This window comes from Myxococcus stipitatus DSM 14675 (assembly GCF_000331735.1).
GTDB lineage: Bacteria > Myxococcota > Myxococcia > Myxococcales > Myxococcaceae > Myxococcus > Myxococcus stipitatus.
In genome coordinates this window covers 7,962,052-7,983,343 of the sequence record NC_020126.1, presented here as the reverse complement: position 1 = coordinate 7,983,343, position 21,292 = coordinate 7,962,052, and the positions used below count along the sequence as shown (strand labels likewise).

Annotated in this window: 3 protein-coding genes; all 3 read left to right on the top strand. The window is 72.3% G+C overall.

The genetic code is table 11. The features are described from left to right. The first annotated feature begins 18 nt into the window (after window positions 1–18). The 3 genes from MYSTI_RS30530 to MYSTI_RS30520 are packed head-to-tail and all read left to right on the top strand — an operon-like array spanning window position 19 to window position 21,292. A complete protein-coding gene (locus tag MYSTI_RS30530; RefSeq protein WP_169558680.1) occupies window positions 19–9,558 on the top strand; it encodes a non-ribosomal peptide synthetase in 9,540 nt (3,179 codons plus the stop codon). After that, a complete protein-coding gene (locus MYSTI_RS30525; RefSeq protein ID WP_015351678.1) occupies window positions 9,555–19,889 on the top strand; it encodes a non-ribosomal peptide synthetase in 10,335 nt (3,444 codons plus the stop codon). Before MYSTI_RS30530 ends, MYSTI_RS30525 begins: the two co-directional genes overlap by 4 nt. Then, window positions 19,886–21,292 (top strand): aspartyl/asparaginyl beta-hydroxylase domain-containing protein, encoded by a 1,407-nt coding sequence (locus MYSTI_RS30520; RefSeq protein ID WP_015351677.1) that lies wholly within the window; start codon window positions 19,886–19,888, stop codon window positions 21,290–21,292. The genes MYSTI_RS30525 and MYSTI_RS30520 overlap by 4 nt, the downstream gene beginning before the upstream one ends.

Sequence of the window (21,292 nt, the reverse complement as noted above, 5' to 3'; positions counted from 1 at the left end):
CCTCACGGCGGACATGCCATGGCCGAGGTCGTCTCTTCCGCTGCACCGGTGTCGCTGGCGCCTCCTGTCCGACAGGAGGGCGAAGGCTTCCAGCCCCTCAGCCATGCGCAGCAGCGCATCTGGATGACGGAGCAGCTCCACCCCGGCACCGCCTTCGCGAACCTGGGCGGCCTGCTGGAGGTGCGCGGGCCCGTGCGGCTGGACCTGCTGGCGGAGGCGCTCCAGCGCTTCGCTCGGGGCACGGAGGCGCTCCAGTTGGAGCTGCGCATGGAGGCCGGGCAGGCCCAGCAGCGGCGCGGGCAAGGGCACGTGCCTCGCGTGGAGACGGTGGACTTCTCGTCGGAGGCGGACCCTCGCGCCGCGGCGGAGCGCTGGTGCACGGAGCGGATCCGCGCCCCGTTCCCGCTCACGGGGGGACCGCTGTACCGGCTGGTGGTGGTGAAGCTGGGCGAAGGGCGTGGTGGCTACTTCGCGTGTGTACACCACCTGGTGGGGGATGGGTTCTCGCTGGGGTTGCTGGTGCGGTCGGTGGGGCGCCTCTACGCGGCGCTGGTGTCGGGAGGCGCGGCGGCGGTGGGGCAGGAGCCTTCGTATCTGGCGTATGTCGCGCGCGAGCGGGCGTACCTGGAGTCGGAGGAGCGCGAGGAGCACCGGAAGCAGTGGCACGCGCTGCTCGCGGGACGGGACGGCGGTGGGTTGTTGCGCGCGGCGGGGACGGCCTTCGATGACACGCGCGCGGTGCGGCACACTCTGACGCTGGACGAGGAGGAGACGCGGGCGGTGGCGCGGGTGGCTCGGGGGGCGGAGAGCACGGTGCCTCGGCTGTTCACCGCGCTCACGGGACTCTTCGTGTCGCGGCTGACGGGGCAGCGGGATACGTGCCTGGGGACGTTCGTCCACGGCCGCACGGCCCGAGAGGACCTGCTCACGTTCGGCATGACGGTGGGCACGGTGCCGCTGCGCTTCGACGTGGACGGGTCGGCGCCCTTCGCGTCGCTGCTGCGGACGGTGGGTGCGGCGCAGCAGCGGTCGCTGCGCGGGCAGCGCTACCCGTTCGACCTGCTCTCGCGGGAGTTGCGGGTGGGAGGGCTGGAGGGGGCTCCGCTGTTCGACGTGCTGGTCTCGTTCCAGAACGGGCGGTTCGACGCGGAGCTGGGCGGGCACCCGGTGGATGTCACGTGGCTGTTCAACGGGCACACGCCGTACTCGCTCACGGTGCACGTGAGCGACCGGTTGGGGCAGGGCCGGCTCACGGTGGACATGGACTTCCGCGAGAGCGCCTTCCCGGCGGAGCTGCCGGCCGTGCTGGCGGAGTCCTTCCGGCGGCTCGTGAGCGAGGTGCTCCGCGAGGGTGACGCGAGCGCCGTGTCCCGGCTGTCGCTGGTGAGCCCGGAGCAGGTGGCGCGGCTGGCGGGGTGGAACCCGGAGCCCGCGCCGTTCCCTCGCGACCTCAATGTGGCGGCGCTGCTGGCGGAGCAGGCTGCGCGGTCGCCGGAGCGGGTCGCGGTGCGGGATGGGAAGGCGGGCATCACGTACGCGGAGCTGGAGGCGAGGGCGATGCGGGTGGCCGCGGCGCTGCGCGAGCGGGGCGTGGGGCGCGGGGCGGTGGTGGGGCTCCTGACGGCGCGGACCGTGGACCTGCTCGCGGGGCTCGAGGGCATCCTGCTCGCGGGGGCGGCTTATCTGCCGCTGGACGGGCAGCAGCCTCGAGAGCGACTGGCGCTGTTGCTGGAGGACGCGGGCGTGCGCCACGTGGTGGTGGACGCGAGCGGCGCTCTCACGGTGGACGGGCTGGCGGTGGAGAAGGTGGACGTCCGGGGGACGTTGCCGGAGGGTGTTGGTTCTACCGACAGGCGCGCGGTGGAGGCGGTGGCCTCACCCGAGGACGTGGCCTACGTGCTCTACACCTCGGGCTCCACGGGCCGCCCCAAGGGCGTCCAGGTGCCCCATCGGGCCTTGGCCAACTTCCTGGCCGCGATGGTGGAGGCGCTGCCCCTCTCGAGCGAGGGGCTGCGCGTGTTGTGCACCACCACGGCGACGTTCGACATCTTCGCGCTCGAGACGCTCCTGCCGCTGTGGCTGGGGCATGAGGTGGTGCTGGCGGACGAGGCGTCCCAGCGTGCCCCGGAGTTGCTGGGCAGGCGCATCCAGGAGACGGGCTGCCATGTCGTGCAGCTCACGCCGTCGCGCCTCCAGTTGCTCCTGGAGGACCCCGTGGGGCGGGCCGCGCTTGCGAGCGTGAGGCTGCTGCTCGTGGGCGGCGAGCCGCTTCCCGCGCACCTGCTCGCGCGTGCGCGTGAGCTGACCTCCGCGCGCATCTTCAACCTGTACGGCCCCACGGAGACCACGGTCTGGTCGACGGCCAGCGAGCTCACGCACAAGGTCGCCGTGGACGTCGGGCGGCCCGTCCTCAACACCCAGGTCCTGGTGCTGGATGTGGCCGGAGAGCTGCTTCCTCCCGGCGTCATCGGCGAGCTGTGCATCGCGGGTGAAGGACTGGCCCGTGGCTACCTGGGCCGCCCGGAGCTGACCGCGGAGCGGTTCGTGGCCTCCGCGCTCGCCTCGGGCGGTCGCCTGTATCGCACGGGTGACCGCGCCCGCTGGCTGCCCTCCGGTGAGCTGGAGCACCACGGTCGCACCGACCTCCAGGTGAAGCTGCGCGGTCATCGCATCGAGCCGGGCGAGATCGAAGCCTGCCTGGTGACGTCCGGACTGGCCTCGGCAGCGGCGGTGGTGGTGCGCAACGACGCGAACGGCGGACCCGTGCTCGCGGCCTTCTACGTGCCTCGCGAGCCCCAGCGCTCACCCCGCGAGGTGCTGGCGCGGCTGCTGCCAGATGCCCTCGTCCCGACGTACTTCGTCCCGTTGACGACGCTCCCCACGCTGCCGAGCGGGAAGGTGGACCGCAACGCGCTGGTGCTGACGCCCGGACAGGGTCGCGAGGATGCGCCGCGCGTCACGCCTGCTACGCCCACCGAGTCGCGGCTGCTGCCGCTGTTCCAGCAGGTGCTGGGCACGGAGTCCCTGGGCGTGACGGACTCCTTCTTCGAGCAGGGCGGACACTCGCTGCTTGCGGTGCGCCTGGCCCATCGCATCTCGGAGCTGACGGGGCGCCGGGTGTCGGTCGTGGACGTGTTCCACTCGCCCACGGTGCGCACGCTGGCGGAGCGGGTGGACGCGGCGGCGCCGGCGTGGGGCTCACTGCCTCGCGTGGCGGAGGCCGGCGGACATCACCCCGTCTCCGCGGCCCAGGCCTGGCTCTACGTGCTCCAGGCGCAGGGGGGCACAGGCGACCTGCGTTACCACATGACGGGCGCGCTGGAGCTGTCAGGGCCGCTCGACGCGGGTCGGCTGGAGGCGGCGCTGCGCTCACTGGTGCAGCGGCACGAGGCCTTCCGCACGTCGTTCGTGCTCGAGGACGGAGAGGTGCGTCAGCGCGTGGCCGCGTCGGTGCCCTTCACGCTGGAGCGGTTGCGCGCGGCGGGAGAGGACTTGCCCGAGCTCGCGCGTCGCTTCGTCCGGCCGTTCGACCTCGCCGAGGCCCCGCTGTTCCGGGCGGCCCTGGTGGAGCGGGAGGGCGGCGCCGCGCGGCTGCTCGTGGACATGCACCACCTCATCTCCGATGCCGCATCGGTGGAGGTCGTGCTGCGCGAGTTGGTCGCGCTCTATGCGGGGGAGTCCCTGCCTTCGCCGGGCCCGGGGCCTCGCGATGCCGCCGCGTGGCAGCGGGAGCGACTGGAGTCTCCGGAGCTGCGGGCGCAGGCCGAGTATTGGCGACGCGCACTCTCGCCCACGCCGCCTCCGCTCGACCTGCCCGCCGACGGTCCTCGGACGCAGGCCGCGTCGCTGGACGCCGAGGCATGGACCGTGGAGCTTCCCTCGGCCCTCTCGAACGGGCTCCGTGAGCTGTGCCGGCGTCAGGGCACCACGCTGTTCAACGGCCTGCTGGCCGCGTTCACGGTGCTGCTGTCCCGGCACGGTGCCACTCGGGATGTGGCGGTGGGCGCGCCGGTGCTCGGCCGCGGACATCCGGACCTTCGAGACGCCGTGGGCCTGTTCATGGACACGGTGGTGCTGCGCAACACCGTGCGCGAGGAGGAGTCCGCGCTGTCGTTCCTGGCGCGTGTCGCTCGCACCACCGAAGGGGCGCTCGCTCACCAGGAGTTGCCGTTCGCGCAGGTCGTGGCGCAGGCCCAGGAAGGTGCTGGCGCGGCGCGCGGTGCCCTGTTCGACGTGCTGTTCAGCCTCCAGGATGAAGGCCCTCGGACGTTGGGAACGGCCTCCGGGCTGAGGCTGGAGCGGCTGGAGTCGCCCCTGCCCACGTCCAAGGTGGAGCTGACCCTGACGGCCCAGGTGGGGGATGCGGGGCCCCTCCGGTTGGAGTGGAGCTTCCGCCGCGCCCTCTTCACCCGTGAGCGCATCGAGCGGCTCGCGGAGCGCTACGTGTCCCTGCTGGAGGCGTTCGTTCGGCGGCCCCAGGCGGCGCTGCGCGACCTGTCCCTGTTCCCTGGAGACGAGGAGGCGCGGCTGCGCGCGGGCTTCAACACCGCGCACCACGACTACCCGCTGCACCGGACGGTGGGGGAGCTGTTCTCGGAGCAGGCGGCGCTTCATGCCGAGGCGCTGGCCGTGTGGCACGAGGGCCAGGGGCTCACGTACCGGGAGCTCGATGCGCGCAGCAACCAACTGGCGCGGCGGCTGCGGTCGCTGGGCGTCGGGCGCGAGTCGGTGGTGGCGGTGCTGTCGCGGCCCTGCGTGGAGCTGGTGGTGGGCATCCTCGCGGTGGTGAAGGCGGGCGGCGCGTGGCTGCCGTTGGACCCGTCGCATCCGGCGGAGCGCGTGGCGCTGTTGCTGGAGGACGCGGGCGCGCGCTGGTTGTTGGAGGACGTGGAGCACCCGGCCGTGCGCTTCGCGGGGACGCGGCTCCTCCTGGACGGGGCGGCCGATGAAGCTGCCGCGCCGCTTGCGGTGGAGAGCCAGCCCGATGACTTGCTGTACGTCATCTACACGTCGGGGACGACGGGCACGCCCAAGGGCGTGATGATGGAGCACCAGGCGCTGTGCAACCAGGTGCACTGGCTGCGGCGCATGTTCGCTCCGGCGGAGCGGCTGCGGCACATGCTGCTGGTCTCGCCCGCGGTGGACGTCTCCGTGCACCAGCTCTTCCTTCCGCTGATGCGGGGCGATGCGCTGTTCCTCCCCACCTACGACACGCTCGTGTCGCCCGAGGCCCTCCACACCTATGTCGTGGAGAACCGCATCGACGTGGTGGACTCGGTGCCGGCGCTGCTCAAGGGCCTGCTGGAGCAGGGCAACACGCGGGAGAAGCTGAAGGTTCCGTACCTCTGCTTCGGCGGCGATGTGCTCAGCGCGAGCGTGGTGGAGTTGGTGGAGCGCCACGCGGACGTCTCCACGCTGGTCAACTACTACGGGCCCACGGAGGCGTGCCTCAACACCACCGCCCTCTTCACGCGTGACTGGCGGCGGTACACGCAGGTGCCCATCGGGCCTCCGGTGGACAACTACCGCGTGTACCTCCTCGACGCGCACCTCAACCTCGTGCCCCCGGGGACGCCGGGGGAGCTGTGCGTGGGCGGCGTGGGGCTCGCGCGCGGCTACCTGGGGCGCCCGGACCTGACCGCGGAGCGCTTCGTTCCGAACCCGTTCGCGCCGGGCGAGCGCATGTACCGCACCGGCGACCTCGCGCGCTGGCTCCCCGACGGACAGGTGGACTTCCTGGGCCGCGTGGACCAGCAGGTGAAGATTCGCGGCTTCCGCGTGGAGACGGGGGAGGTGGAGGTCGTCATCGGCCGGCTGCCTGGCGTGGCGGACTGTGTGGTGGAGGCGCTGGACGACGGTCGGGATGGCAAGCGGCTGGCCGCGTTCGTGGTGCCGCGCGCGGGGGCTCGGCTGGAGCTGGCGCAGGTGCGCGAGGCCCTCAAGGCGAAGCTCCCCGCGTACATGGTCCCGTCCCTGCTGGTGCCGTTGGACGCGCTGCCGGTGACGGTGAGCGGGAAGACGGACCGCAAGGCGCTCGCCGCGCTCGCGTTGGCGCGGGCCTCCGAGCCGGAGACCTTCGAGCGTGCGCTCTCCGAGCGTGAGCAGCAGGTGGCGCGCATCTGGTCCCAGGTCCTGGGCGTGACGGTGGCGCGGCCCTCGGAGGACTTCTTCGACTTGGGTGGGCACTCGCTGCTCGCCACGCAGGTGGCCTCGCGGCTGCGGGCGGAGTTGGGGCTGGAGGCTCCGCTGCGGCTGCTGTTCGAGCACCCGGTGCTGGAGTCCTTCGCTCGGGCGCTGGAGGGCGTGGTGCCTTCGGCGCGGGCGGTGGAGCACATCCCGGCCGTGCCGCGCACCGGACCGCTGGTCGCGTCCTCCGCGCAGCAGCGCCTGTGGTTCCTGGACCAATTGGAGCCCGGCAGTCCCCTCTACACCATCGCCGGCTCGGTGCGGCTGGAGGGCCGCCTGGACGTCGATGCGCTGGAAGCCGCGTTCCGCCGGCTCGTGGCGCGCCATGAGGCGCTGCGCACCACCTTCGCCGTCAGCGAGGGGCGCTGCGTCCAGGTCTTCCACCCCGAGATGGACTTCGCGCTGGAGCGGGAGGATGTCCCTGGCGGCGCGCTGGAGCAGGCCACGCTGCGGGACGCGGCCCGGCGGCCCTTCAACCTCGCCACGGGGCCGCTCCTTCGCGCGACGCTCTATCGCCTGTCGCCGGAGCGCCACGTGGTGCTGGTGGCGATGCACCACATCATCGCGGACGGCTGGTCCATCAACCTGCTCCTCCAGGAGCTGGCTCGCACCTACGAGGCGGAGGTGACGGGGACGAGCGCCGCGCTGGCTCCGCTCCCCATCCAGTACGCGGACTACGCCGTGTGGCAGCGGCAGGGCGGGGGCGCGGAGACGCTGGAGTCCGACCTGGCCTTCTGGAAGGCCCATCTCGGTGAGCGTCCTCCGCCGCTGCGCCTGCCCACGGACCGGCCTCGCCCGGCGGTCCAGACGACTCGGGGCGCGCTGCTCGTGGGGACGCTGCCCGGGGCGCTGGCGCGTGGACTGGAGGCGCTGGGACGCGAAGAGGGCCGCACCCTGTTCATGACGCTGCTGGCGGCCTTCCAGGCCCTGCTGCATCGCTACACGGGGCAGCGCACCATCATCGTCGGGACGCCCATCGCGAACCGCACGCGCCAGGAGACGGAGGGCGTGCTGGGGTGCTTCGTCAACACGCTGGCGCTGCGCGCGGACGTGGACCCGGAGGAGCCCTTCCCGGCGTTCGCAGAGCGGGTGGGGAGCGCCGTCCTCGCGGGGTACGCGCACCAGGCGATGCCCTTCGACGTGCTGGTGGAGCGGCTGGAGGTGGAGCGGGACCTGAGCCAGTCCCCGCTGGTGCAGGTGCTCTTCGTGCTCCAGAACGCTCCGGGTGGCGTGGTGGAGCTGCCCGGGCTGCGGATGGAGATCGAAGAGGTCTCCACCGAGACGGCGAAGTTCGACCTCTCCCTGGCGATGGCCGAGGTGCCGGCCGGGCTGGAGTACACCTTCGAGTACAACACCGACCTCTTCACGTCCGTCACCGTGGAGCGCCTCGCGAAGAGCTTCCAGGTGCTCCTGGAGGGGCTGGTGGCCCGGCCGACCGCGCGCCTGCGCGAGCTGCCCGTGCTGCCTCCGGAGGAGGCGCGTTTCCTCTCCTCGTTGAACAACACGGCGGCGCCGGTGGCGCCTCGGCTCGCGCGCGAGCTGCTGGAGCGGCAGGCTCGGACGCGGCCGGACGTGCCCGCGCTGGAGCACCGGGGCGAGGTGCTGACGTTCCGTGAGTGGGACCAGCGGGCGAACCAGCTCGCGTGGGCGCTGCGTGAGCGCGGCGTGGGGCCGGAGAGCGTGGTGGGCCTCTGCCTGGAGCCGTCGCTGGACGTGGTGGTGGCGATTCTCGGCATCCTGAAGTCGGGGGCGGCGTACCTGCCGCTGGACCCCGACTACCCGGCGGAGCGGCTGGCGTTCATGCTGCGCGACTCCGGGGCGCGGGTGCTCGTCACGCGCGAGCCATTGCTGGGCGCGACCTCCCCGCCGGAGGGCGTGACGTGTTTCCTCTGGGAGCGCGAGGCTCCGGCGATGGCGCGCCAGTCCGTGGAGGCCCCGCCGATGGAGGGTGAGGCCGACTCGCTCGCGTACCTCATCTACACCTCGGGCTCCACGGGCGTGCCCAAGGCGGTGATGATCTCCCAGCGCGCGTTGGTGAACTACAGCGACGCGGCGGCTCACGTCTATGGGCTGAAGGCGGAGCACCGCGCGTTGCTCCTGTCGTCCATCAGCTTCGACATGAGCGTGGAGCAGCTGTTCCCGTGCCTCTTCGTGGGTGGGACGCTGGTCATCCGCGAGCCGGACACGCTGGACACGATTCATGGCTTCGCGGCGCGGCTCGACGCCTGGCGCATCGGGTACCTGAGCACTCCCGCGGCGCTGTGGGCGGAGCTGACCGCGGAGCTGGCTAGGGGGACGCTGACGCTGCCGTCGTCGGTGCGCGTGGTGGTGTCGGGTGGAGAGAAGATCCTCCCGTCGCGCGTGCTGGCGTGGCGCCGCGCCGTCGACCCGTCGGTCCAGATGTTCAACTCCTACGGCCCCACGGAGAGCACGGTCATCGCCACGTCGTGCAACCTGAACCCGCTGCCCACGGAGCTGCTGGAGACGCACGAGGTGCCGCTGGGTCTGCCCATCCCGAACATGCGGGTGCACGTGCTGGACGCGTACCTCCAGCCGGTGGCGCGAGGCGTGGCCGGTGAAGTCTTCATCGGCGGAGTGGGCGTGGGCCGGGGCTACCACCGACGGCCCGACCTCACGGCGACGCGCTTCATCCCGGACCCGTTCTCTCCGGAGCCGGGCGGTCGGCTGTACCGCACGGGCGACGTGGCCCGCCGTCTGGAGAACGGCATGGTGGAGTACCTGGGGCGGAGCGACCACCAGGTGAAGCTGCGCGGCTTCCGCGTCGAGCTGGGGGAGATCGAGACCGCGCTCAGCGCGCACCCGGACGTGAAGGACGTGGTGGTGACCGTGCGCGACGAGCCCCCCACGGGCAAGCGGCTGGTGGCCTATGTCACGCCTCGCGCGGACGTGCGCCCCACGGGGACGGTGCTGCGGGCGTTCCTCAAGAGCCGACTGCCGGACTACATGGTCCCGGCGGCCTACGTGTGCCTGGACGCGCTGCCCATCGCGCCGGGCGGCAAGGTGGAGCGCAGCAGACTGCCAGCACCGGAGCGCGCGGCGGACGAGGTCTTCGTCGCGCCTCGAGGCGAGCTGGAGGAGTCGCTCGCGCGCGTCTTCTCGGACGTGCTCGGGGTGGAGCGGGTGAGCGCCACGGATGACTTCTTCGTGCTCGGGGGCCACTCGCTCCTGGCGACGCAGTTGGTGGCGCGGCTGCGTGACGCGCTGGGGGTGGATGTTCCGCTGCGCGCGGTGTTCGAGCACCCGACGGTGGAGGCGCTCGCGAGCAAGGTGGCGACTCTGCGCGAGGCGGGCGCGGCGGGTGAGGAGCGCATCGGGCGCGCATCGCGCCAGGGTCGGAGGGTCAAGCGGTGAGCAACGTGGAACCCCTCCCGGAAGAAGCGCTGGATGCGGACGAGGTGTTCGTCTTCCCGGCGTCGTCGGCGCAGCGGCGGCTGTGGTTCCTGGACCGGCTGGAGCCGGGCCTCGCGACCTACAACATGCCCTTCGCGCTGCGCCTGACGGGCACGCTGCGCGAGGATGCGCTGCGCGCGAGCCTGGATGCCCTCGTGGAGCGCCACGAAGCCCTGCGCACTTCCTTCACGGAGGAGGGTGAGCAGGTGGTGCAGGTCATCCACCCGCCTCGGCCCGTGGCGCCCAGGCGCGTGTCGTTGGTGGCGCTGCCCTCCGAGGAGCGCGAGGCGGCGTTGAGGGCGCTGTGCACGGCGGAGGCGGACGCGCCGTTCGTCCTCACGGAGCCGGGGCTCTTGCGCGCGGTGCTGGTGGAGCTGGCCGCGTCCGAGCACGTCCTCCTGTTGGTGCTGCACCACATCATCGCGGATGGTTGGTCCGTGGGGGTGATGACCCGGGAGCTGGCCGCGCTGTACGGCGCGCGGTGCGAGGGCCGTCCGGACTCGCTGCCGGAGCCCGAGCTCCAGTACGTGGATTACAGCGAGTGGCAGGAGGAGTGGCTCCGCTCCGAGGCGCCGCGTCGACACCTGGACGCCTGGCGCGCGCGGCTGGGCGAGGGCGTGCGTCCGCTGGAGCTGCCCACGGACCACCCGCGCCCGGCTCGAGAGAACCACCGTGGCGCCACGCGGGCGTTCGCGCTGCCTCGCGCCGTGTCGGACGAAGTCCAGCGCTTCGGGAGGGCGGAGGGTGTCACGCCCTTCATGACGCTGCTCGCGGCGTTCGGGTCGCTGCTGCACCGCTACACGGGGGAGACGGACATCGTCGTGGGCACGGCCATCGCTGGCCGCACGCGGCGCGAGCTGGAAGGGGCGGTGGGCTTCTTCGCCAACACCCTGGCCCTACGGCTGTCGCTCGACGGGGCTCCGACCTTCCGCGAGCTGGTGCGCCGGGTGAAGGCCGTGACGCTGGAGGCCTACGCGCACCAGGACCTTCCCTTCGAGCAGCTCGTCGAGTCGCTGAGCCTGCCTCGCGACCTGGGCCGCAACCCGCTGTTCCAGGTGATGTTGGTGCTGGAGAACCAGCCGCCAGGGGAGCTGGTCCTGCCCGGGTTGGTGCTCCGGCCGCTGGATATCGACAGCCACTTCGCGAAGTTCGACCTGACGCTCTCCCTCCAGGAGACGCCTGACGGTCTGCGAGGGCACTGGGAGTACAGCCGCGAGCTGTTCGAGCCGGCCACCGTGGAGCGCTGGCTCACCCACTTCGAGCGACTGCTCGCGTCCGCGCTGGCGGCGCCCGAGCGGCGGGTGGATGCGTTGGCCTTGCTGCCCGCGTCGGAGGAGGCGCTGCTCCTCGACACCTGGAATCCCCCGGGCACGCTGCCGCGGGATGGGGCGCTCCTGCACACGCGCTTCGAGGCGCAGGCGCGGCGTGTCCCGGACGCGGTGGCTCTGGCGGATGCCACTCGGGCGTGGACGTATGCGGAGGTGGAGCGCCGGGCGAACCGGCTCGCGCGGTGTCTGGTGGCGCGGGGCGTGGGGCCGGAGGTGCGCGTGGGCGTGTGCCTGCGGCGCACGGTGGACCTGCCGGTGGTGTTGCTCGCGGTGCTGAAGGCCGGAGGGACCTACGCGCCGCTGGACCCGAACTACCCCGCGCAGCGGCTGGCGTACCTGCTGGAGGACTCGGCGGCGATGCTGGTCATCAGCGAGGGCGCGGTGCTGTCGGCGCTGCCGGAGACGCGGCCTCCCACGCTCGTGCTGGAGGAGTTGGAGGCGGAGCTGGCCGAGGCGTCCGATGCGCCCCTGGAGGCGCGCTGCCTGCCGGGGAATCTCGCGTACCTCATCTACACGTCGGGCTCCACGGGTCGGCCGAAGGGCGTGGCCATCGAGCACCGGAGCGCGGCGCTGCTCTTGACGTGGGCCCTGGACGTCTTCCCTCCGGAGATGCTGGACGGGGTGCTCGCGTGCACGTCCGTGTGCTTCGACCTCTCCGTGTTCGAGATGTTCGTCCCATGGGCGCATGGGGGGCGGGTGCTGGTGGTGGGCAGTGTCCTGGACCTGCCCGCGTTCCCTCGGCGTGACGAGGTGACGCTGGTCAACACGGTGCCGTCGGCCATGGCGGAGCTGCTGCGCGTGGGTGGACTGCCGCGCTCGGTTCGAGCTGTGAACCTGGCGGGCGAGGCGCTGCCTCGGCGCACGGTGGACGGGCTCTATGCGCTGGGGCACGTGGAGCGGGTCTACAACCTCTATGGGCCGTCGGAGGACACGACCTATTCGACGTGGGAGCTGATTCCCCGAGGCGAGACGCGGGGGCCGACCATCGGCCGGCCGCTGGAGAACACGTCTGGTTACGTCCTGGATGCGTCGTGGAGGTTGATGCCGCTGGGCGTGCCGGGGGAGCTGTACCTCGCGGGAGATGGACTGGCGCGGGGCTATCTCCTGCGGCCGGACCTGACGGCGGAGCGCTTCGTTCCGGACCCGTTCTCTCGCGAGCCCGGGGGCCGGATGTACCGGACCGGGGACCGCGTGCGCCTGATGCCCGATGGGCGGCTGGAGTACCTGGGGCGGCTGGACCATCAGGTGAAGGTGCGGGGCTTCCGCATCGAGCTGGGGGAGGTCGAGGCGCGGCTGCGAGCCCTGGCGGACGTCGCGGATGCGCTCGTGATGGCCGGCGAGGATGCGACCGGAGGCGCGCGGCTCGTGGGCTTCGTCGTGCCCCATGAGGGGAAGACGCTGGCGCCGGCTGCGTTGAGGGCGGCGCTCCTGGAGCACCTGCCGGAGTACATGGTGCCGTCTCGCTGGTCGGTGCTGCCGAAGCTGCCGCTCACGCCGAACGGGAAGGTGGACCGCGCTGCCTTGCGCTCGGCCGGGCTCGCTCCGGAGGGTGACGCGGGGGAATCACAGCAGGCTCCGAGGACGCAGACGGAGGAGCGGCTGTGTGCGCTGTGGGAGGAACTGCTGGGCGTGCCGGTGCGGGACGTGCGGCGGAGCTTCTTCGAGCTGGGTGGGCACTCGCTGCTGGCGATGCGGCTGCGCTCGCGGGTGGAGGCGTTGTTCGACGTGTCCTTGCCGCTGCGAGCCCTCTTCGAGGCGCCGACGGTGGAGGAATTGGCGGCCCGGTTGGATGCGACGCGAGGTGCGCTTCGCCTGCCTCCGGTGGAGCCTCGGCCTCGCGACATGCCGCTGCCGCTGTCGTCCGCGCAGCAGCGGTTGTACTTCCTGGAGCGGCTGGAGCCGGGCAGCGCGTTCTATACGATTGCCACGGCACTTCGGCTCACGGGACCGCTGGATGTGGCGGCGCTGGAGCGGACGCTGCGTGAGCTGACGGCGCGCCATGAGGGACTCCGCGCGCGCTTCGCGCTGCTGGACGGCGAGCCTGTCCAGACCTTCGTCCCGGTGGACTTCACGCTGGAGCGAGTGGATGTGCCCGGCCACGCCTCCGCGCTCGTGGCGCTCGAGCCCGCGCGGCGCATGGGGGCAGAGCCCCGGAGCGCCTGGGTGAAGGAGCGCGCCACGCGCTTCGTGCGCCGGCCCTTCGACCTGGAACGCGAGGCCCCCTTCCGTGCCCAGCTCTATTCCCTGGATGCACGCGAGCACTGGCTGGTGCTCGCCATGCACCACCTCGTCGCCGATGGTGGCTCCATCGCGGTGCTGCTGCGCGACGCGGCGGCGCTCTATGCCTCCGAGCGCCTGGGCCTGCCAACGCGCCTGCCCGCGCTGCCGTACCAGCCCGCGGACCATGCGGCGTGGGAGCGGCGTGTGTGGGCAGAGGACGCGCTCCTGCCGCAGCTCGCCTACTGGGGCTCGAAGCTGGCCGGGCCGCTGCCCGTCATGGAGTTGCCCGCGGACCACCCGCGCCCCGCGCAGCGCTCGGACCGGGGCCGCACGCTCCACTTCGAGCTGCCCCCGGCGCTCGCGGCGGAGGTGCCCGTGCGCGCTCGCGGATGGGGCGCCACGCCCTTCATGGTCCTCCTCGCGGCCTTCCAGGCCGTGCTGGCCCGGCACGCGCGACAGGAGGACATCCTCGTGGGCACACCCATCGCGGGGCGGAGCGCGCTCGGGTCGGACGCGCTGGTGGGGTGCTTCGTCAACACATTGGTGCTCCGCACGGAGGTGTCTCCGGCGCTGAGCTTCGAGGCGCTGGTGCAGCGCGTGAAGACCACGTGCGTGGAGGCGTTCAGCCACGCGGACGTCCCCTTCGAGCGCCTGGTGCAGCACCTCCAGCCCCCGCGCAGCACCGCGCACACGCCGCTGTTCCAGGTGATGTTCGTGCTCAACGAGCAGCCCTCGGGGCAGAGCGCCTTCGCGGACGTGGGCGTCGAGGAAGTGGCGCTGGAGGCAGGCACCTCCACCTTCGACCTCACCTTCACCGTGCTCCAGCGGGAGCAGGGCCTGGGGGTGGCCATCGAGTACTCCACGGACCTGTTCGAGCCGGAGTCCATGGCTCGCTTCTTCGACGCCTACGAGTCGCTGCTGAAGGACGCGCTCGGGCGGCCCGGCTCTCGGCTGGACACCCTTCGCCTGCTGTCTCCGGATGCGCACGCCCGACTGGTGGCGAAGTGCGCGCCTCGCCCGCGCGCCCTGTCCGCGGATGCGACCGTGGTCTCCCGCATCGAGGCGCAAGCGACTCGCGCGCCCGAGCGCACGGCGGTGGTGGCGGTGGACCGGACGCTGTCCTACGGCGAGCTGCAAGGAGAAGTCCTGGCCCTCGCGGCCCGGCTGCGCGCGCAAGGCGTGAGCCGAGGTGACCGCGTGGGCGTGTGCCTGGAGCGGACGCACCGGCTGCCCGTGGCCTTGCTGGCGGTCCTTCGCGCGGGAGCGAGCTACGTCCCGCTCGACCCTCACTTCCCCCGCGAGCGGCTGGCCTTGATGGCCGAGGATGCGGGCCTCCGCCTCACGCTCACCGAGCAGTCCTGCGAGTCGCGGCTGGGACCCGAAGCAGGGCCGCTGTGGAGGCTGGACGAGCCCGGAGACGACGTGGCGATGGACCTGGGACCGGGGCCCCTCGGCTTGGACGAGGCCTATGTCCTCTACACGTCCGGCTCCACGGGACGCCCCAAGGGCGTGAGCGTGCACCACGCGGCGCTGGAGAACTTCCTGGCCTCGATGGAGGAGGCGCCGGGGCTGACGGCGGATGACGTGCTGGCGGCCGTCACCACGCTCTCCTTCGACATCGCGGGGTTGGAGCTGTACCTCCCGCTGCGGGTGGGGGCGCGCATCGAGCTGTGCACGCGCGATGAAGCCCAGGACGCGCTGCGCCTCGCGGAGCGATTGGAGCGCGCGGGCGTCACGGTGATGCAGGCCACGCCGACCGCATGGCGCATGTTGCTGGAGTCGGGCTGGACCAACCCGAGGCGGATGGCGGTGCTCTGCGGCGGCGAGCCTCTTCCCACCGACCTCGCCTCGCGGCTCGTCGCCACGGGGGGCGCCCTGTGGAACCTCTACGGCCCCACGGAGACGACGGTCTGGTCCACGGTGGGGAGAGTCCCGTCCACGGGCGGTCCGCTGACGGTGGGCCGCCCCATCCTCAACACGCCCGTGTATGTGCTCGACGCCGGGCTGGAGCTGGTGCCTCCGGGCGTGTGCGGTGAGATCTACATCGGGGGCACGGGCGTGGCCACCGGCTACGTGGGGCGCGCCGCGCTCACGGCCGAGCGCTTCATTCCGGACCCGTTCAGCACCGTGCCCGGAGCACGGCTCTACGCCACCGGTGACGTGGGGCTCCTGCGCGCGGATGGCCTGCTGGAGGTGCGCGGGCGCGAGGACGCGCAGGTGAAGGTCCGCGGGCACCGCATCGAGCTGGGCGAGGTCGAGGCCGCGCTCCGGAGCATTCCCGACGTCAAGGACGCGGCGGTCGCCGTGCGCGGAGCGTCGCCCGGTGTGGCGCGGCTGGTGGGCTACGTGGTGGCTCGGGCGGGCGCGAGGACGTCGCCGGATGAGCTCCGGATGGTGCTGGCGTCACGGCTGCCGGCGTACATGGTCCCGTCGACGTTCGTGGTGCTGCCGACCCTGCCGACGACGCTGAACGGCAAGGTGGACCGCAAGGCGCTCCCGGAGCCTCCGACGGAGGTCTCCACGGGTCGGGCGCCGACAAGCCCTCGCGAGCAGCTGGTGGCGCGTGCCTTCGCGGAGGTGTTGGGCCGGGAAGCGGTGGGGGTGGAGGACGGCTTCTTCACGCTGGGCGGAGACTCCATCGCGGCGATGCGGCTCGTGTCGAGGCTGCGGCGGGAGGGCTTCGCGTCCTCGCCGAAGCAGCTCTTCGAGCACCCCACGGTGATGGCGTTCGCCGAGCAGCTCGCGCCCCTGGAGCAGCGGCCCGCCGTGGCGCTGGCTCCGGAGGACGCCGTCCCGCTCACGTCCATGCAGCGCGGCATGTTGTTCCGGGCGCTGTTCTCGCCCGCGTCGCGCGACTACTTCGAGCAGGTGGGCGGGCTCCTCCCCGAGGACCTGGACCCGGTCGCGTTCCGGTCCGCATGGCAGTCGGCCGTGGAGCGACACGCGGTGCTCCGCACGGTGTTCGACCTGGGCGGCACCGGACAGCCCACGCAGCGGCTCCACGAGGGCTTCTCGCTGCCGTTCTCCCTCCTCGAAGGCGATGACGGCGCCGGGGTCTCCGATGCGGACTGGCAGCGCTTCCTCGACGAGGACGTGCGGCGGGGCTTCGCGCTGGAGGAAGGGCCGCTGCTCCGGCTCGCGCTCGCCCGGACGTCCTCGGGGGCGTGGAGGTTCGCGCTCTCCTTCCACCACGCCATCCTGGATGGCTGGAGCCTGGGCCTGCTGCTCGCGGAGGTCGCCGAGCACTGCGACGCCCTGCGCGCTGGAAGGCCACCGTCCTTCGAGTCGCCGCCGGACTTCCGCCATGTCGTGCGCCACGAAGAGGCGCAGGACCTCACGCCGGCGCGCGCTCTCTGGACCGAAGCGCTCCGGGGCTTCGACACCCCCACGCCCTTGCCCCATGGGGAGCAGGGCTCCTCCGGGGCGGGCACGGAGCCGCGCTACGCACGCCACCTCGTCACGCTGGATGCACGTGAGACGGGCGCGCTCCAGGCGTTCTGCGCGCGTCACGGACTGACGCTCGGCACGCTCGCGCAGGCGGGCTGGGGGCTCGTGCTCGCGCGGTACGCGGGGACACGCGAGGCCGTGTTCGGCGCGCTGGTGTCGGGTCGCTCCGCGCCCGTCGAGCGCGTGACGGAGCAGGTGGGGCTGCTCATCAACACGCTGCCGGTCCGCGTCCACGTGATGCCCGGCCAGCCCGTGCTCGCGTGGCTTCACGCCTTGCAGCGACAGCAGGCCGAGCTGCGCGAGCACGAGCAGGTGCCGCTGGAGCAAGTGCAGCGCTGGAGCGAGGTCGCGTCCGGGCGGCTCCTCTTCGAGAGTGTCCTCGTGGTGGACCCGTGGCCGCTTCGCGGAGGCGAGCGCGGCGTCTTCTCCGCGGGCGTCGAGGAGCTGGGCCTCCCACGCACGGGCTTCCCGCTGCACCTGGCCCTCTACCCGGGGGCGAGCCTGGGCATGGCGCTCACCTACGACGCGAGCCGGTACGGCGAGGAGGCCGTGGCCCGGCTGACTCACGGCCTGCGCATGCTCCTCGCGGCGATGGTCGCGGAGCCTGGACAGTCCGTGGCGCAGCTCCCGCTGCTCGGGGCCGACGAGCGCACGCACCTCTTGAGCGCGTGGAACCCGACGACCCACGTCTTCGAGACCCCCTGCCCGCTGCACGTGCTGTTCGAGCAGCAGGCCGCGCGCACGCCCTCCGCCATCGCGCTCGAGTGGGAAGGGCGGACGATGACGTACGCGGCGCTCGACAGCCGGGCGAACCAGCTCGCGCACCGCCTGCGAGCGGAAGGCGTGGGGCCCGAGGTGCTGGTGGGCGTCTTCCTGGAGCGCTCGCTCGACATGGTCGTGGGGCTCTACGGCGTGCTCAAGGCGGGTGGGGCCTATCTGCCGGTGGAGCCGAGCCTGCCGCCGGAGCGCGCACGCCAGATGGCGGAGGACGCGCGTCCTCGCGTCACCCTCACGAGCCGCGCCCTGTCGGCGCGTGTGCCGGAGGGCGCTGGCACGGTGCTGGTGCTCGACGATGAGGCATGGACTCATGGGCTTCCCCCGTCCGCGTCCGAGCGTCCGCCCCTGGCGGGAGCGGCGCTGGAGCACCCCGCGTACTGCATCTTCACCTCGGGCTCGACGGGGCGGCCCAAGGGCGCGCTCGTCACCCATCGCGGCATCCACAACCGCATCCTGTGGATGCAGGCCGCCTACGGCCTGGGGCCCGAGGACCGCGTCCTCCAGAAGACGCCCTTCAGCTTCGACGTCTCCGTCTGGGAGTTCTTCTGGCCGCTCGCGGTAGGGGCCCGGCTGGTGGTCGCGCGCGCTGGCGGACACCAGGACCCGGCCTATCTGGTCCGGACCCTGGCCACCGAGCGCATCACCACGGTGCACTTCGTCCCCTCGATGCTCCAGTTCTTCCTGGAGGAGCCAGGGCTGGAGTCGCTCACATCCCTGACGCGCGTGGTCTGCAGTGGCGAGGCGCTCCCGTCCGCCCTCCAGCGCCGCGTCTTCGAGCGACTCCCGCACGTCTCGCTCTACAACCTCTACGGCCCCACCGAGGCGTCCGTGGACGTGTCCCACTGGACCTGCCGCCCCAGCGACAAGCGGACCACCGTGCCCATCGGCGCGCCCGTCTTCAACACGCGCCTGCTCGTGCTGGACTCGGACCTCAACCTGCTGCCCACCGGCGCGCTGGGGGAGCTCTACATCGGCGGCGTGCAGCTCGGCCGCGGCTACCTGGGCCGTCCGGGACTGACCGCCGAGCGCTTCATCCCCGACCCCTGCGCGACGGAGCCGGGCGCGCGGCTGTATCGGACGGGCGACCTGGCTCGGAGGCTGGAGGACGGCTCGCTGGAGTACGTGGGCCGCGTGGACAGCCAGGTGAAGGTGCGCGGCTTCCGCATCGAGCTGGGGGAGATTGAAGCGGTGCTGCTGGGCCTGCCCGACGTGGCCGAGGCCGCGGTGGTGGTGCGGACGGCCCCCGGTGGTGAGTCCCTGCTCGCGGCCTACGTGGCGCCCCGCGGCGGCCATGCTCCGGAGCGCTGGAGCGACACCTTGCGCGAGGCCATGGCGCGGGTGCTCCCCGAGTACATGGTGCCGGGCCGCTTCGCGGTGCTGGAGCGGCTGCCGCTCACGTCCAGCGGCAAGGTGGACCGCCGCGCGCTGCCTGCCTTGGCGGACGTGGACGCTGGCCCGAAGGGCTCGCGAGTTCCTCCGCGCAACCCCCGCGAGGCCATGCTGGTGGACCTCTTCGAGCGCGTGCTGGGCATCACCGGCGTGGGCGCGACGAGCGACTTCTTCCAGCTCGGAGGCCACTCCATGCTCGTGCTGCGCCTGCTGTCCCGGGTGGAGTCCGAGCTCGGCGTCCGACTCCCGCTCGCGACGCTGTTCCAGACGAGCACGGTGGAAGGGCTGGCTCGCGCAGTGGAGACCGCTGGCGGCGAGCAGGGTGTGCTCGTGCCCTTGGGTGGGGAGGGGGATGCACCTCCGTTGTTCCTCGTCCACCCCGTGGGCGGCAACGTCCTCTGCTACCGGGCCCTGGCCGAAGGGCTGAAGGGTCGTCGCCTCCATGCCTTCCAATCCCAGGGGGTCACCGGCGCCACGCCGGACACGACGGTGGAGGCCATGGCGGAGCGGTACATCCGCGAGCTGCGCCGCGTGCAGCCCACCGGCCCCTACCACCTCTTCGGCTGGTCCATGGGCGGCGTCATCGCCTTCGAGATGGCGCGGCAGCTCGAGGCCGCGGGCGAGTCCGTGGGCGAGCTGTGCCTCCTGGACTCGACGCTGGAGGGCTTCGAGCAGCCGCTCGGGCCCGAGGACGACGCCGCGCTGCTGGGCGCCTTCGCGGTGGACCTCGGACTCGCCTCGGACCTCGTCGCGCGGGTCGACAGCCTGTCCGCGCTGTGGAGCGCCGCGCGAGCGGGTGGGGTGCTCCCGGAGGACGCTCCACTCGAGGCGCTGGAGCGGCTCCACGCCGTGTTCCGCGCGAACCTGGGCGCGCTGCATGCGTATCGCGCGGGCCCGTACTCCGGCGCGCTCACGCTCCTGGCCGGACAGGAGGGCGGCATCCAGGACGCCTCCACGCCGGACTGGGGCTGGGCGCGCGTCGCTCGCGGTGGCGTGCGGACGAAGCACCTCCCCGGCAACCACTACTCACTCTTGAAACCGCCGAACGTGGAGCAGGTGGGGCGCGCCATCCAGGCGCTGCTCGAAGACCACCGTGACTCCACCCCCCACGAAAGGAACGAAGGGCCATGAACTTCTACCCGAAGCACCTCTTCCCATTCATCCAGGAGCTCGAGGCGAACTACCCGGCCATCCGCGAGGAGGCGGAGCGGCAGATTGCCCTGCGCTTCAAGCCGTATGCGTACTCGGACGTGTACACGGCCGGCTGGACGACGCTGGACCTGCTGTACCACGACAACCGCCTGGACGTGCGCAACCGCCCGCGCTTCACGGTGTCCGACTGCACGGACCCGCTCCAGCTCTTCATGGTGCTGCTGGGCGACCCGACCTCGTTCGAGTCCCAGCTCCTCCAGGGGCGCCTGGGCGAGGAGACCATGCGCGAGCTGGCCTCGTACCGCTCACCCCATGACTGCACGCCCGCGATGATCGACAAGCTGGTGGGCGGAATGAACGCGCTGGTCGCGGACCCGGAGTTCTTCGTCGCGCATCAGCAGCGAATCGCCCTGGATGCGCGCGCCCCCCGCTCGCTCGAGCACCAGCGGAAGCTCGTGGCCCAGGGGCGGCTCGTGGAGCGCGACGGCCGCATCGCGTTGGGGGCGGTCGACGGGGACGACGCGCGGGACGCCCTGCGCTGGTTCCACGTCACGGTGCTGGAGGAGGTCATCTACCCGAGCTTCCTCAAGAAGGGCGGCACCACCGAGTTCAGGGATGTCACGGAGGCGTGCCAGGTGACGACGTCCATCGTGAAGAAGATTCGCGGCCTGCGCAGCGTGTGGTTCTCCTGCCTCGCGCCCGGCTCGCACATCAAGGTGCACACGGGCAACGACGCGACGATGCTCCGCTGCCACCTGGGCCTCATCGTCCCGGGCAACGCGGTGATGGCGGTGGGCTCGCACCTCGTGTCGCCCAACGACTTCAAGGACGTGGACAGCGTCCTGCCGCTGGTGGCCGCGGGCAACGACAGCCTGCCGGCGCGCCTGCTGCGCGAGGCCCTGCCCGAGGACGACCTGCGCGCGCTGCGGGGCTTCTCCTCGCTCACGCGGACGGACGACCCGGACGGCGCCTGGAAGCGGCTGTGGGCCGTCGCGGAGGCGCTCAACACGCGCATCGAGCAGCCCGGCTTCTGCCTGCCGTACCGGGACGCGGCGCCGCGCCATGCCGCGCCGGTGTTCGAGGAGACCTTCGCCCGGCTCCAGGCCGCGGGTGTGCTCACGGCGAAGGGCGAGGCGGCGCCTTCCGCGCTGGAGTCGGAGGCGGGCCGCGAGGAGCTGCACTACCTCAACACGCTCTTCTTCATCGAGCGCGCGTTCCCGGAGTTCCTCGCCAAGTCGCCGCGCGTGCGGCGTGAGTTCATCTCCTGGGAGGAGGGGCGCTGCTTCGTCTTCGACGACACCCAGTACCACGAGGTGTGGCAGCGGGCGGACCGCAACCGGGTCATCCTGAACGTGGACGTGGACCGGAGCACCTATGTCTGA